Raw genomic sequence first — 11707 nt, 5'->3', positions numbered from 1 at the left:
GACACCCCGGGGCGGATACGGCGGAGGAGCAATACGCCGGCAGCGCGGCGTGAAAATGTAAGCGCATTGTAACGGCCCTTTCCCGCCACCGGCCAACCGGATCGGCATGCCCCCGCCGCTGCGCTGCCCGCGCCGCCGCCTGCGGCCCCCGCGGCAGCGCGCCGACTTAGTCCGGGCGGCGCAGCTGCGCCATCGCTTCGCCCATGCGCACGGCCCGCCCCGCCCCCCACTCGGAAGCGAAGCGCAGCACTCCTTTCGGAAACAGCAGGACCACGGTCGAGCCGAGCAGGAAACGCCCCATTTCCTCGCCCCGCGCCAGCACCACCTCGCCGTCGGCATAGCTGCGCTTCTCGATGTCCGGGCGCCGCGGCGGATTGACCACCCCGTGCCACGCCGTGGCCATGCTGCCGACGATGGCCGCACCCACCAGCACCATGGCAAAGGGGCCGAATTCCCCTTCGAACACGCACACCACGCGCTCGTTGCGCGCGAACAGCCCGGGCACGCCGCGCGCGGTCGCCGGATTGACCGAGAACAGCTCGCCCGGCACGTAGGTCATCTGCAGCAGCTCGCCCGCGCACGGCATGTGGATGCGGTGGTAGTCCTTCGGGCTGAGGTAGAGGGTGGCGAACTCGCCGTCCTCGAAGCGCGCCGCCAGCCGGCGGTCGCCACCGACGAGGGCGGCGGTGGAGTAGGCGTGGCCCTTGGCCTGGAAGATCTGGTCGCGTTCGATCGGGCCGAACTGGCTGATCGCGCCATCCACCGGACACAGGAAGTCGGCGTCGGCGAGCGGGCGGGCGCCCGGGCGCAGCGAACGGCTGAAGAAGTCATTGAAGCAGGCGTAGCTGGCGGGGTCGGGATCGGCCGCCTCGTTCAGGTCGACCCCATAGCGGCGCACGAACCAGCCGATGAAGGCGGCGGTGGCCCGCCCGCCGTGCAGGCCTGCAAGCCTGCCGGCGCCCCGGGTCAGCAGCTTCTTGGGCAGGACATGCTGCAAGGCTACGAATAAGCGCTCGTACACGGCAACACCCACCTTCGTCGAAAAGCGTCCATTATATCGCCCGCCCCGCCCCACCCCGCCGGAACAGGCGCGCAGCGCTGCCAACTGCGGACGCGGATTCGCTATAATCCGCCCTCTCCGAGGAGCGCTGCGAGGCGCCGGCCTGCCAGCGCAGGTTCGGTCCCCAGGCTCGGACCCCGCCGCCCCCGGCGGGTAGCGGCACAACGGCGCTCACCCTGCTGATCATTCTCAACCCCCGCCGGGTTCGGGATGCCGGGTGAGCACGAAGCGGCGCGCACATTGCGCCCGCACTGCGCCCCGTCCCCGCCCGGCCCTGGCAAGGAGCTTCACATGAACGCTGTGGCCGACACCCCCGCAACCGCTTCCGGATTCACCGATTTCGTCGTCGCCGACCTCACCCTCGCCGACTGGGGGCGCAAGGAAATCCGCATCGCCGAAACCGAGATGCCCGGCCTGATGGCGATCCGCGACGAATACGCCGCCGCCCGCCCCCTGCGCGGCGCACGCATCACCGGCTCGCTGCACATGACGATCCAGACCGCGGTCCTGATCGAGACCCTCACCGCGCTCGGCGCCGACGTGCGCTGGGCCTCGTGCAACATCTTCTCGACCCAGGACCACGCCGCCGCCGCGATCGCCGCCGAAGGCATCCCGGTGTTCGCGGTGAAGGGCGAATCGCTCGCCGACTACTGGGACTACACCCACCGCATCTTCGAGTGGCCGGCGGCGGCCGACGGCACCCCGGTGTATTCGAACATGATTCTCGACGACGGCGGCGACGCGACGCTCCTGCTCCACCTCGGGGCGCGCGCGGAGCAGGACCTCGCCGTGCTGGCGAAGCCCGGCTCCGAAGAAGAAACGATCCTCTTCGCCGCGATCCGCGCCAAGCTCGCAGCCGACCCGAGCTGGTACTCGACCCGCCTGGCGCAGGTGAAGGGCGTCACCGAAGAAACCACCACCGGCGTGCACCGCCTGTATCAGATGCACGCGAAGGGCGAGCTGAAGTTCCCGGCGATCAACGTCAACGACTCGGTCACCAAGAGCAAGTTCGACAACCTCTACGGCTGCCGCGAGTCGCTCGTCGACGGCATCAAGCGTGCCACCGACGTCATGATCGCAGGCAAGGTCGCCGTGGTCGCCGGCTACGGCGACGTCGGCAAGGGCTCGGCGCAGGCGCTGCGCGCGCTCTCCGCCCAGGTCTGGGTCACCGAGATCGACCCGATCTGCGCGCTGCAGGCGGCGATGGAAGGCTACCGCGTCGTCACCATGGACTACGCCGCCGAACACGCCGACATCTTCGTCACCTGCACCGGCAACTACCACGTCATCACCCACGAGCACATGGTGAAGATGAAGGACCAGGCCATCGTCTGCAACATCGGCCACTTCGACAACGAGATCGACGTCGCCTCGATCGAGCAGTACCGCTGGGAAGAGATCAAGCCCCAGGTCGACCACGTGATCTTCCCCTCCGGGCGCCGCATCATCCTGCTCGCCAAGGGCCGTCTGGTGAACCTCGGCTGCGCCACCGGCCATCCCTCCTACGTGATGTCGTCGTCGTTCGCCAACCAGACGATCGCGCAGATCGAGCTGTTTACGCGCACCGCGGACTACCCGGTCGGGGTCTACACCCTGCCCAAGCACCTCGACGAAAAAGTCGCCCGCCTGCAGCTGAAGAAGCTCAACGCCGAACTCAGCGTCCTGACCCCGGCGCAGGCGGCCTACATCGGCGTCCCGGTCGAAGGGCCGTACAAGGCGACGCATTATCGCTATTGAGCAGCGGCCAGGGCACGAAACGGCCTGCGATGCCGACGGGAGCTCGCCATGAGCATGAACGCCTTCCATGCCCGCCAGGGCAAGCCGCGCCCGGCGGCGCATGCACGCACCGCTGCCGAGCGCCACGGTCTGCAGCGCGTCGACCAGCTGCTGGTGAGCCAGGGGCTGGCCCCCTCGCGCACCGCGGCGCGCGCGCTGGTCGAAGCCGGCCGCGTCAGCCATGACGGCCAGCCGGTGACCAAGCCGGCGCTGGCATTGCCGCCCGATGCGCGGCTGGCCGTGACTCCCGCCGCCAGCGACCGCTTCGTGTCGCGCGGCGCGCTCAAGCTCGAAGGCGCGCTCGCGCGCAGCGGGCTGGACGTGCAGGGCGCCGTCTGCCTCGACATCGGCCAGTCCACCGGCGGCTTCACCGACTGCCTGCTGCAGGCCGGGGCGGCGAAGGTGGTCGGCGTGGAGGTCGGGCACGACCAGCTCCATCCGCGCCTGTGCAAGGAACCGCGCTGCGTCACGCTCGAAGGCCTCAACGCCCGCCGGCTCACCGCCGCCGACCTCGGCGAACACTTTCCGCCGCGGGGCTTCGACCTCCTCGTGTGCGACGCCAGCTTCATCTCGCTGACGCTGCTGCTGACGCAATGGCCGGCCCTGCTGTCGCCTGCCGGCCACATGCTGGCGCTGGTCAAGCCGCAGTTCGAGGTCGGTCCGCAAGGCCTGGGCAAGGGCGGCCTCGTGCGCGATGCCGCCCTCTACGCCGAAGTCGAGGCGAAGCTGCGCGCCGCCGCCCACGCTGCCGGGCTGATCATCCTCGACTGGTTCGATTCGCCGATCAGCGGCGGCGACGGCAACCGCGAATTTTTCTTCCATGCCATCCGCACACCGGCTGGCGACACCGATCCGGACACCCCATGAGCACCGAAATCTCGATCGAGTTCTTCCCCCCCACCACCGCCGAGGGCGCCGACAAGCTGCGCACCACCTGTGCCCGCCTGGCGACGCTGAAGCCCGCCTTCTTTTCGGTCACCTACGGTGCCGGCGGCTCCACCCGCGAGCGCAGTTTCGCCACCGTCAGGGACATCGCCGCCGCCGGCTTCGAAGCCGCGCCCCATCTGTCGTGCATCGGCTCCACCCGCGACAGCATCCGCGCCATCCTGCAGGACTACGCCGGCGCCGGCGTGCGCCGCATCGTCGCGCTGCGCGGCGACCTGCCCTCGGGCGTGCAGGACCCGGGCGAATTCCGCTATGCCAACGAGCTGGTCGAGTTCATCCGCGCCGAAACCGGCGACCGCTTCCACATCGAGGTCGCCGCCTACCCCGAATGGCATCCGCAGGCGAAAAGCCCGAAAGACGACCTCGCCGCCTTCAAGCGCAAGGTCGAGGCCGGCGCCGACGCAGCGATCACCCAGTATTTCTACAATCTCGACGCCTACCTGTACTTCGTCGATGCGGCGCGCAAGATCGGCATCGACATCCCGATCGTGCCCGGGATCATGCCGATCGGCAGCTTCAGCAAGCTCGCCCGCTTCTCCGATGCCTGCGGCGCCGAGCTGCCGCGCTGGATGCGCAAGACCTGCGAGAGCTACGGCGACGACGCCGAGTCGGTGCGCGCCTTCGGCCTCGACGTGGTGACCCGGCTGTGCGAGAAGCTGCTCGCCGAAGGCGCGCCCGGGCTCCACTTCTACAGCATGAACATGGCCGGCCCCACGACCGAGATCTGCCGCCGCCTCGGCCTCGCGGCCTGAACCTCCGCCTCCGCAGCAGGTTTCCGCCGCGGGCCGGCGCCGCGGCTCAGCGCCGGCTGCCGCCGCCGAACAGGGAACCGAGCAGGCCGCGCACGATCTGGCGGCCGATGCTGCTGCCGATGGTGCGCGTCACCGTCTTCGCCGCGATCTGCACCAGGCCGTCGCGCTGCCCGCCGCGCGGCCCGGTGGAGCCGAACAGGATGTCGTTGAGACCGCCGCCGCCCTCGCGGCTTGCCGCCTGCTGCGCGGCGGCGGCGGAAGCCTCGCCCTGGGCGCGCAGCCGCTCGTAGGCGGACTCGCGGTCCACCGCCTGTTCGTAATGGCCGTGGATCACCGAACCGGCGATTGCCGCGCCGCGCTCGGCCTCGGAGAGCGGGCCGAGGCGGGAGTCCGGCGCGATGACGAACGCGCGCTCGGTGACCTGCGGCCGGCCCTTGTCGTCGAGGAAGGAAACCAGCGCCTCGCCCACGCCGAGCTCGGTGATCGCCTGCGCGGCGTCGAACGCCGGGTTCGGGCGCATCGTCCCGGCGGCAGTCTTCACCGCCTTCTGGTCGCGCGGCGTGAACGCGCGCAGCGCGTGCTGGACGCGGTTGCCGAGCTGGCCGAGGACGGTCTCGGGAATGTCGAGCGGATTCTGGGTGACGAAATACACGCCCACGCCCTTGGAACGGATCAGGCGCACGACCTGCTCGATCTTGTCGACCAGCGCCTTGGGCGCGTCGTCGAACAGCAGGTGGGCCTCGTCGAAGAAGAACACCAGCTTCGGCTGCTCCGGGTCGCCGACTTCGGGCAGCTGCTCGAACAGCTCGGCGAGCAGCCACAGCAGAAAGGTGGAGTAGAGCTTGGGCGAGTGGTAGAGCTTGTCCGCCGCGAGCACGTTGATCACGCCGCGGCCCTCGGCGTCGGTCTGCATCAGGTCGCCGATGTCGAGCATCGGCTCGCCGAAGAAGACGTCGCCGCCCTGCTCTTCCAGTGCCAGCAGGTTGCGCTGGATCGCGCCGATCGAGGCCGGCGAGATGTTGCCGTAACCGGTGGTAAAGTTTTTTGCATTCTCGCCGACGTGCTGCACCATCGCGCGCAGGTCCTTGAGGTCGAGCAGCAGCAGGCCGTTGTCGTCGGCGATCCGGAACACCAGGGTGAGCACGCCGCTCTGGGTGTCGTTGAGGTTGAGCAGGCGTGCGAGCAGCAACGGCCCCATGTCGGAGATGGTGGCGCGCACCGGATGGCCCTGGGTGCCGAACACGTCCCAGAACACGGCGGTATTGGCGCGCGGCACGTAGTCGCCGATGCCGATCGCCGCCAGGCGCTGGAGCAGCTTGGGCGAGGCGGTGCCGGCGGCGGCGATGCCGGAGAGGTCGCCCTTGACGTCGGCCATGAACACCGGCACGCCGATCGCGGCAAAGGACTCGGCGAGCTTTTGCAGGGTCACCGTCTTGCCGGTGCCGGTGGCGCCGGTGATCAGGCCGTGGCGGTTGGCCAGCCGCGGCAGCAGGTGGATGTCCTTGAACTGCGCCTGGTCGGCGGCTTTCGCAATCAGCAACGGTTCGGTCATGCCCGGGCTCCCTGAATCGAACGATGTCGTCTGCAAAGTGTAGCAGCCCCGCACCTGCCGCCCGTACGACTCGAGCCCGGCAAGCCTGAAGCAGGACGCTATAATGCCGGCCTCTTCATTCGCGCAGGCAACATCGAGGTTCATATGGCGGGTCATTCGAAGTGGGCCAACATCCAGCACCGCAAGGGTCGTCAGGACGAAAAGCGCGGTGCGGCATTCTCCAAGCTGGCAAAGGAAATCACCGTCGCCGCCAAGATGGGCGGCGGCGACCCGGGCTTCAACCCGCGCCTGCGCCTGGCGGTGGACAAGGCCAAGGGCGTCAACATGCCCAAGGACAAGATCGACAACGCGATCAAGAAAGGCACCGGCGAGCTCGAAGGCGTGAGCTACGAAGAGATCCGCTACGAAGGCTACGGCATCGGCGGCTCGGCGGTGATGGTCGACTGCCTCACCGACAACCGGACCCGCACCGTCGCCGACGTGCGCCACGCCTTCTCCAAGTACGGCGGCAACATGGGCACCGACGGCTGCGTGGCGTACCAGTTCAAGCACTGCGGCCAGCTCCTGTTCGCTCCCGGCACCGACGAGGACGCGCTGATGGAAGCCGCGCTCGAGGCCGGCGCCGAGGATGTCGTCGGCAACGACGACGGCTCGATCGAGGTGATCACCGGGCCGTGGGAATTCACCGCGATCAAGGAAGCGCTGGAGAAGGCCGGATTCAGCGCCGAGTTCGGTGAAGTGACGATGAAACCGGACAACGTCATCGAGCTCGCCGGCGACGAGGCCGCGCGCATGCAGAAACTGCTCGATGCCCTCGAAGGACTCGACGACGTGCAGGAGGTCTATACCTCGGCCGAGATCGTCGACTAAGCTTCGGCCTGCACGCCTGACGAAAAAGCGGCGCCGGGCGCCGCTTTTTGCTTGTGCGCCACGCATCGCGGCTCCCCCCGCGGTAATCGATCGATCGCAGTCCGCCCGCAGCCCACTGGCAGCGCCTCTCCGATGCCCATCACGACCTCGTCCCTGACCCAACGCTTCATGCCGCTCCTGTTCGTGCTGCTGTGGAGCACCGGCTTCATCGGCGCCAAGTACGGCCTGCCCTATGCCGAGCCGCTGACCTTCCTCGCCACCCGCTACGCCCTGGTGATCGCGCTGATGACGATGCTGGCGCTGGCGATGCGCGCACCGTGGCCGGCCAGCCCGCGCGAGGCGATGCACATCGGCATCACCGGCCTGCTCGTGCATGCGGTGTACCTCGGCGGGGTGTTCATGTCGATCCACCGCGGCCTGCCCGCCGGAGTGTCGGCGCTGGTGGTCGGCATGCAGCCCCTGCTCACCGCCGCCGGCGCCGGCCTGCTGCTCGGCGAGCGGGTGTCGACACGGCAGTGGACCGGGCTGGCGCTCGGCTTTGTCGGCGTCGCCCTAGTCGTCGGCAGCAAGACCTCGGTGGACGGCATGGCGCCGGAGCAGCTGATGCACATGCTCGAACCGGCCTTCGCCGCGCTGTTCGGCATCACCGCCGGCACCCTGTACCAGAAGCGCTTCTGCCCGCGCTTCGACCTGCGCACCGGCTCGGTGGTGCAGTTCCTGCCCAGCCTGCTCCTCACCGCCCTCGTCGCCAGCCGCACCGAAACCCTGCACATCGACTGGAGCGGCGACTTCATCTTCGCCCTCGCCTGGCTCGTGCTGGTGCTGTCGCTGGGCGCGATCAGCCTGCTCAACCTGCTGATCCGCAGCGGCAGCGCGGTCAACGTCGCCAGCCTGTTCTACCTCACCCCACCCACCACCGCGCTGATCGCCTGGGCGATGTTCGGCGAGACTCTGCACGGCATCGCCCTCGCCGGCATGGCGATCGCCGTGTCGGGCGTGTGGCTGGCGCGCAAGGGCTAGAATCGGATTTTGTCTTCCCGGAGAACGCCATGCTGATGTCCACCACCTCCACCCTCGACGGCAAGCCCGTCCGCCAGTACCTCGGCGTGGTCAATGGCGAAGCGATCATCGGCGCCAACCTCTTCAAGGACCTGTTCGCCTCCATCCGCAACGTCGTCGGCGGCCGCGCCGGCGCCTACGAACGCACCCTCGCCGACGCCCGCCGCATCGCCATCGAGGAAATGCAGGCCGAAGCCGGCCGCCTCGGTGCCAATGCCATCATCGGCATCGACGTCGACTACGAAGTCCTCGGCGCCGACAACGGCATGCTGATGGTGTGCGTCAGCGGCACTGCGGTGCAGGTCTGAAGCGAAGGTGGGCAGCACCGCCACCGTCGCCACCCGCATCCTCGGCCTCGACCCCGGATTGCGGATCACCGGCTTCGGCCTCATCGACCAGCTCGGCAGCCAGCTGCGCTACGTCGCCAGCGGCTGCATCCGGACCGCCGACGGCGAACTCCCCGGCCGCCTGAAGACGCTGCTCGACGGCGTGCGCGAAGTAATCGCCACCTGGCAGCCCGACGTGGTCGCAGTGGAAAAGGTGTTCGTCAACGTCAATCCGCAATCCACCCTGCTCCTCGGCCAGGCGCGCGGCGCAGTGATCTGCGGCGCGGTATCGTGCGATCTGGCGGTGAGCGAATACACCGCGCTCCAGGTCAAGCAATCGGTGGTCGGCTACGGCAAGGCGGCCAAGGAGCAGGTCCAGCACATGGTGCAGCGCCTGCTCGCGCTCGACGCCAGCCCGGGCCCCGACGCCGCCGACGCCCTCGCCTGCGCGATCTGCCATGCCCATGGCGCGCACGGTCTGGGCGCGCGCGCAGGCACCCGCCGCCGCGCAGGACGTCTGCTGGGCTGAACGCAGCGCCGGACAAAGCGGTTGCGCTGCTGGGTCCGTCCGGGTATGATTCGCGCCTTCCTGATCGGGCGCCAACCCGATCCGCCGCAAGGCACCGGGGGTATAGCTCAGTTGGTAGAGCAGTTGACTCTTAATCAATTGGTCCTAGGTTCGAGTCCTAGTGCCCCCACCACCGAATTCAAGCACTTAGGCCAATCCTCCGGGGTTGGCCTTTTTGCTTTTCAGGTCCATTGCTCCTTCATTGCTCCCGCAGAAGGCAATGCCGGCAGTGCTACCGGAGTCCGCGAGCACCCACCCTCACGCCGCCCGCCCCAGCGCCCCCCGAATCCTGCCCTTGAACCCTCCCCAGTCCTCGCCCGGCCGAGGCGACAGACCCAGCTCGGCGCCCTTGGCGAGCATGGCCGACTCGGACGACCACCAGGCCGCCGCCGGCGCCTTGCTTGACTGCTGCCGAACCCGATCGAGCAGCGCGGCAACATAGCGAATCCCGATCGGCTGTGCGCTGCCGACCGCCTGCCGCTCCTGCCGGGCGAGTACCACCGCGGCGAGCAGGTCGACATCGGTAACGCCACGCGCGACCAGATCGGCCAGCTCCGGCTCCGCACCACCGACCCGCACGCCGGCGCCGCGCAGCAGGGTGGCGACCGTCTGAAGCTCTGCATCACCGACAGCGGCGGCGGCCTCGCGTGCGCGCAATCCCGGTTCGTGTGTCGACGCCGTGTGTGGGGGTGATGGTTTTAAGCTCTGACCTCTGATGTGTGTCGGGTTCGGCCGATAGACCCCCTGCGGGTTCTCCGTCGGGTTCGGCTCGCGGCGACGAATGAATCCCGCGCCAGGCAAGGCATTCGCCCGGTTATCCACTGCGCCGGGTTCGGCACCATGTTCGCCTGTCAGGTTCGCGTCGGGTTTGCCGGAGGCGAGCGCCAGCGTTTCCATCCGCGGGAGGCGAAAAAGGAGGCTGCGGTCATCGCCCAGGCGGCGCAGCAGGCCGGCACGCTCCAACGCAGCGAGCGCCGTGCGGATGCCGCGCTCGCTGGGCTGGGTGATCTGCACGCCGCTGCCGCGAGGCGTGTGGGTCTCAGTGTAGGCGCGCAGCATCGACAGCGACACCGGCCGCGTGCGACCGACGATGCCGGACCTCAGATCCACGAACGAGCGTAGCCAGAGGTAGGCCATCCCGGCAAGCGGCGGGCAGCCATGGAGCGCCTCGAGCTCGGCGGCGCAGATGAACACGCCCTTCATGGCGTCCACCACAGCCGCACGCCTGCCCGAGCAAGCCGCAGCGCCCATTTCGAGTTGAAGAAGCGCCGCAGCGCGCGATAGCGGATCCACAGTATCGCCGGGGTCATGTCCGCACCTCCTCGTCGATCACGAGGACGTTCCGCATCTCGGCGAGCGCGAAGTCGAAGCCCTGCACGCGGCCGGCGTAGAACTGCACGGAAGCAGAATCGCCGCGAGCCTGAGCGTGCTCGAGCTGGGCGGCGCTATCGGCGCGGGTTCTTTCGACGAAGGCGATGGCGCGCGCAAGGCGATCGCGCAGGTCGGCAGCAGTGCCGGGGAGAGGGATGGATGGCATGGGGAACTCCAGAGCAGCAGGTTTCTTGCTCGCCGTCCAATCGCCAAACTGGATGACGAGCGCCGTGTCAGGTTGGCGAACCGGGCTCTGGAACCGGCAGGGATTGCTCCCTCCCGACACGGCAGCACGATCCTATCACGCTGCCCTCACCCGGGCCGCTCGCCCGACGACCCTGTGTTACCTCTGGTGCGGCGGTGTCCGCAAGTCAATTGTCATCGCCGGCAGGCGTACCGAACCAGCGCACCAGCACACGACACCACCCTCACGCGAATGTCGCGCCTGCGTGCCCCACGAAGTCGTTGGCGCGCTGGATGTAGATCCGCACGGTCTCGACGCGGCGGTGGCGCGACACGTCCATGATCCGGAACGCATCGGCCCCGGCCTCGGCCGCGCTGGTGATCCACCCGCGGCGAAGCGAATGACCGGAGAACTTCGCCGGATCCAGCCCGGCGGCGGCTGCCCGGCGCTTGACGATCTCGGCCACCGATCTGTCGACGAGGCGCTGGTCGGTCAGCGCGCCCCCTTTGCGGGCGGATCGGAACAAGGGGCCAGCGGTGATGCCCGAGGCGGCCAGCCAGTCGCGCAACGCTGCCTTGACGCACGTCCTCGGCCCATCGGCGACCGGAACGTGCTGACCCTGCGCCTCTTGGTCCGTTTTCGAGCGGCGCACGAACACCCGCAGGCCGTGCTCGAGCACTTCGAGGTCGCCGACGTCGAGCGCGACCAGCTCCGCACGCCGGAAGGCACCGCCGAAGCCCAGCGCGAGCAGCAGCCGGTCGCGCTGACCGATCAGCGAGTCGTCGCACGTCGCCAGCATCCGTTCCAAAGCCGATGCAGTCGCCGGCGCAGCCTGCCGGGGCGGACCGCCAGCCGTGCGGCGAGCGCCAGCCAGCACCGCGCGCACGACCTCAGCGGCGGTCGGATCGAGCAAGCCGGCCTCGCGGTGCAGATGGCGGATCGCAGCCAGGCGACGACCGACCGTTCTCGGGTTGAGCCCGCGCCCGATCTCGGCGGCGACGAACAGCGCGACCGCCTGCGGTTCGGCCGGCAGAGGGCACAGGCCCGAGGCGGCGCACCAGTCGCGGAAACGCAGCGCGTCAGCCGCGTACGCCCGGCGCGTGGTTTCGGAGTGCCGCGCCTTGAGCAGCGCGGTCGCAGCCTCGGCAGTGTCGGCGAGCGCGGCGGGCAGCGCCTCGGGGGTGGTGGGAATCAGTGCATGCATGGCGACCTCCTGCGGTTCGGTGACGGTAATAACCAATCTC

At 69.0% G+C, this 11707-nt stretch carries 12 protein-coding genes and 1 tRNA gene; 8 read left to right on the top strand and 5 right to left on the bottom strand.

The window, feature by feature from the left end; all coding sequences use genetic code 11:
* Positions 1-166 precede the first annotated feature (166 nt).
* Positions 167-1021: an archaetidylserine decarboxylase gene (asd, locus tag Tharo_RS02235; RefSeq protein WP_107219818.1), complete on the bottom strand. Its 855-nt coding sequence runs from the start codon at positions 1019-1021 to the stop codon at positions 167-169.
* 330 nt (positions 1022-1351) lie between these two features.
* On the opposite strand from asd, the gene ahcY reads away from it, so the two are divergent.
* Genes ahcY through metF form a run of 3 tightly spaced genes read left to right on the top strand, consistent with a single transcriptional unit; the run spans position 1352 to position 4533 of the window.
* Complete coding sequence (gene ahcY / locus Tharo_RS02230) at positions 1352-2797, top strand: adenosylhomocysteinase (RefSeq protein WP_107219817.1); 1446 nt, start codon at positions 1352-1354, stop codon at positions 2795-2797.
* Between the two features lie 48 nt (positions 2798-2845).
* Complete coding sequence (locus Tharo_RS02225; RefSeq protein ID WP_107219816.1) at positions 2846-3703, top strand: TlyA family RNA methyltransferase; 858 nt, start codon at positions 2846-2848, stop codon at positions 3701-3703.
* Positions 3700-4533 (top strand): methylenetetrahydrofolate reductase [NAD(P)H], encoded by an 834-nt coding sequence (gene metF, locus Tharo_RS02220; RefSeq protein ID WP_107219815.1) that lies wholly within the window; start codon positions 3700-3702, stop codon positions 4531-4533. Before Tharo_RS02225 ends, metF begins: the two co-directional genes overlap by 4 nt.
* A 46-nt stretch (positions 4534-4579) precedes the next feature.
* On the opposite strand, the gene Tharo_RS02215 is transcribed toward metF, so the two are convergent.
* On the bottom strand, positions 4580-6085 hold the full coding sequence (locus tag Tharo_RS02215) for a helicase HerA-like domain-containing protein (RefSeq protein ID WP_107219814.1): 1506 nt from the start codon (positions 6083-6085) through the stop codon (positions 4580-4582).
* Between the two features lie 144 nt (positions 6086-6229).
* Between Tharo_RS02215 and Tharo_RS02210 the strand changes: the two genes are divergently transcribed.
* The 5 genes from Tharo_RS02210 to Tharo_RS02190 all read left to right on the top strand — a co-directional run bounded on the left by Tharo_RS02210 (position 6230) and on the right by Tharo_RS02190 (position 9041).
* Entirely contained in the window at positions 6230-6955 is a 726-nt protein-coding gene (locus tag Tharo_RS02210) for a YebC/PmpR family DNA-binding transcriptional regulator (RefSeq protein ID WP_107219813.1), read from the top strand.
* A gap of 132 nt (positions 6956-7087) precedes the next feature.
* Positions 7088-7975, top strand: a complete 888-nt coding sequence (locus Tharo_RS02205) for a DMT family transporter (protein WP_107219812.1) — start codon at positions 7088-7090, stop codon at positions 7973-7975.
* A 29-nt stretch (positions 7976-8004) separates the two neighbouring features.
* A complete protein-coding gene (locus Tharo_RS02200) occupies positions 8005-8322 on the top strand; it encodes a heavy metal-binding domain-containing protein (protein WP_107219811.1) in 318 nt (105 codons plus the stop codon).
* Between the two features lie 7 nt (positions 8323-8329).
* The gene (gene ruvC, locus Tharo_RS02195) at positions 8330-8869 is read left to right on the top strand and encodes a crossover junction endodeoxyribonuclease RuvC (protein ID WP_107219810.1); all 540 of its coding nucleotides are present in this window, start codon (positions 8330-8332) and stop codon (positions 8867-8869) included.
* 96 nt (positions 8870-8965) lie between these two features.
* Positions 8966-9041: transfer RNA gene (locus Tharo_RS02190), tRNA-Lys, on the top strand.
* Positions 9042-9166: 125 nt separating this feature from the next.
* On the opposite strand, the gene Tharo_RS02185 is transcribed toward Tharo_RS02190, so the two are convergent.
* From Tharo_RS02185 to Tharo_RS02175, 3 genes are all read right to left on the bottom strand, one after another.
* The gene (locus tag Tharo_RS02185) at positions 9167-10120 is read right to left on the bottom strand and encodes a hypothetical protein (RefSeq protein ID WP_159051652.1); all 954 of its coding nucleotides are present in this window, start codon (positions 10118-10120) and stop codon (positions 9167-9169) included.
* A gap of 94 nt (positions 10121-10214) precedes the next feature.
* Positions 10215-10445: a hypothetical protein gene (locus tag Tharo_RS02180; RefSeq protein ID WP_107219808.1), complete on the bottom strand. Its 231-nt coding sequence runs from the start codon at positions 10443-10445 to the stop codon at positions 10215-10217.
* 262 nt (positions 10446-10707) lie between these two features.
* Positions 10708-11667 carry a site-specific integrase gene (locus Tharo_RS02175; RefSeq protein WP_107219807.1) on the bottom strand — a complete coding sequence of 320 codons (960 nt, stop codon included), beginning with the start codon at positions 11665-11667 and terminating at the stop codon, positions 10708-10710.
* Between the last annotated feature and the right edge of the window lie 40 nt (positions 11668-11707).

The sequence above is a fragment of the Thauera aromatica K172 genome (assembly GCF_003030465.1).
Classification (GTDB): Bacteria; Pseudomonadota; Gammaproteobacteria; order Burkholderiales; family Rhodocyclaceae; genus Thauera; species Thauera aromatica.
Note: the sequence above shows the minus strand (reverse complement) of the source record. Positions and strands in the feature narration are given on the sequence as shown.

Excerpts from the sequence above, each read along its gene's own strand:
- Tharo_RS02205 (WP_107219812.1), top strand. The coding sequence starts at position 7,088 with ATGCCCATCACGACCTCGTCCCTGACCCAACGCTTCATGCCGCTCCTG.
- Tharo_RS02175 (WP_107219807.1), bottom strand. The coding sequence starts at position 11,667 with ATGCATGCACTGATTCCCACCACCCCCGAGGCGCTGCCCGCCGCGCTC.
- metF (WP_107219815.1), top strand. The coding sequence starts at position 3,700 with ATGAGCACCGAAATCTCGATCGAGTTCTTCCCCCCCACCACCGCCGAG.
- Tharo_RS02225 (WP_107219816.1), top strand. The coding sequence starts at position 2,846 with ATGAGCATGAACGCCTTCCATGCCCGCCAGGGCAAGCCGCGCCCGGCG.
- Tharo_RS02210 (WP_107219813.1), top strand. The coding sequence starts at position 6,230 with ATGGCGGGTCATTCGAAGTGGGCCAACATCCAGCACCGCAAGGGTCGT.
- Tharo_RS02215 (WP_107219814.1), bottom strand. The coding sequence starts at position 6,085 with ATGACCGAACCGTTGCTGATTGCGAAAGCCGCCGACCAGGCGCAGTTC.
- ahcY (WP_107219817.1), top strand. The coding sequence starts at position 1,352 with ATGAACGCTGTGGCCGACACCCCCGCAACCGCTTCCGGATTCACCGAT.
- Tharo_RS02180 (WP_107219808.1), bottom strand. The coding sequence starts at position 10,445 with ATGCCATCCATCCCTCTCCCCGGCACTGCTGCCGACCTGCGCGATCGC.
- Tharo_RS02200 (WP_107219811.1), top strand. The coding sequence starts at position 8,005 with ATGCTGATGTCCACCACCTCCACCCTCGACGGCAAGCCCGTCCGCCAG.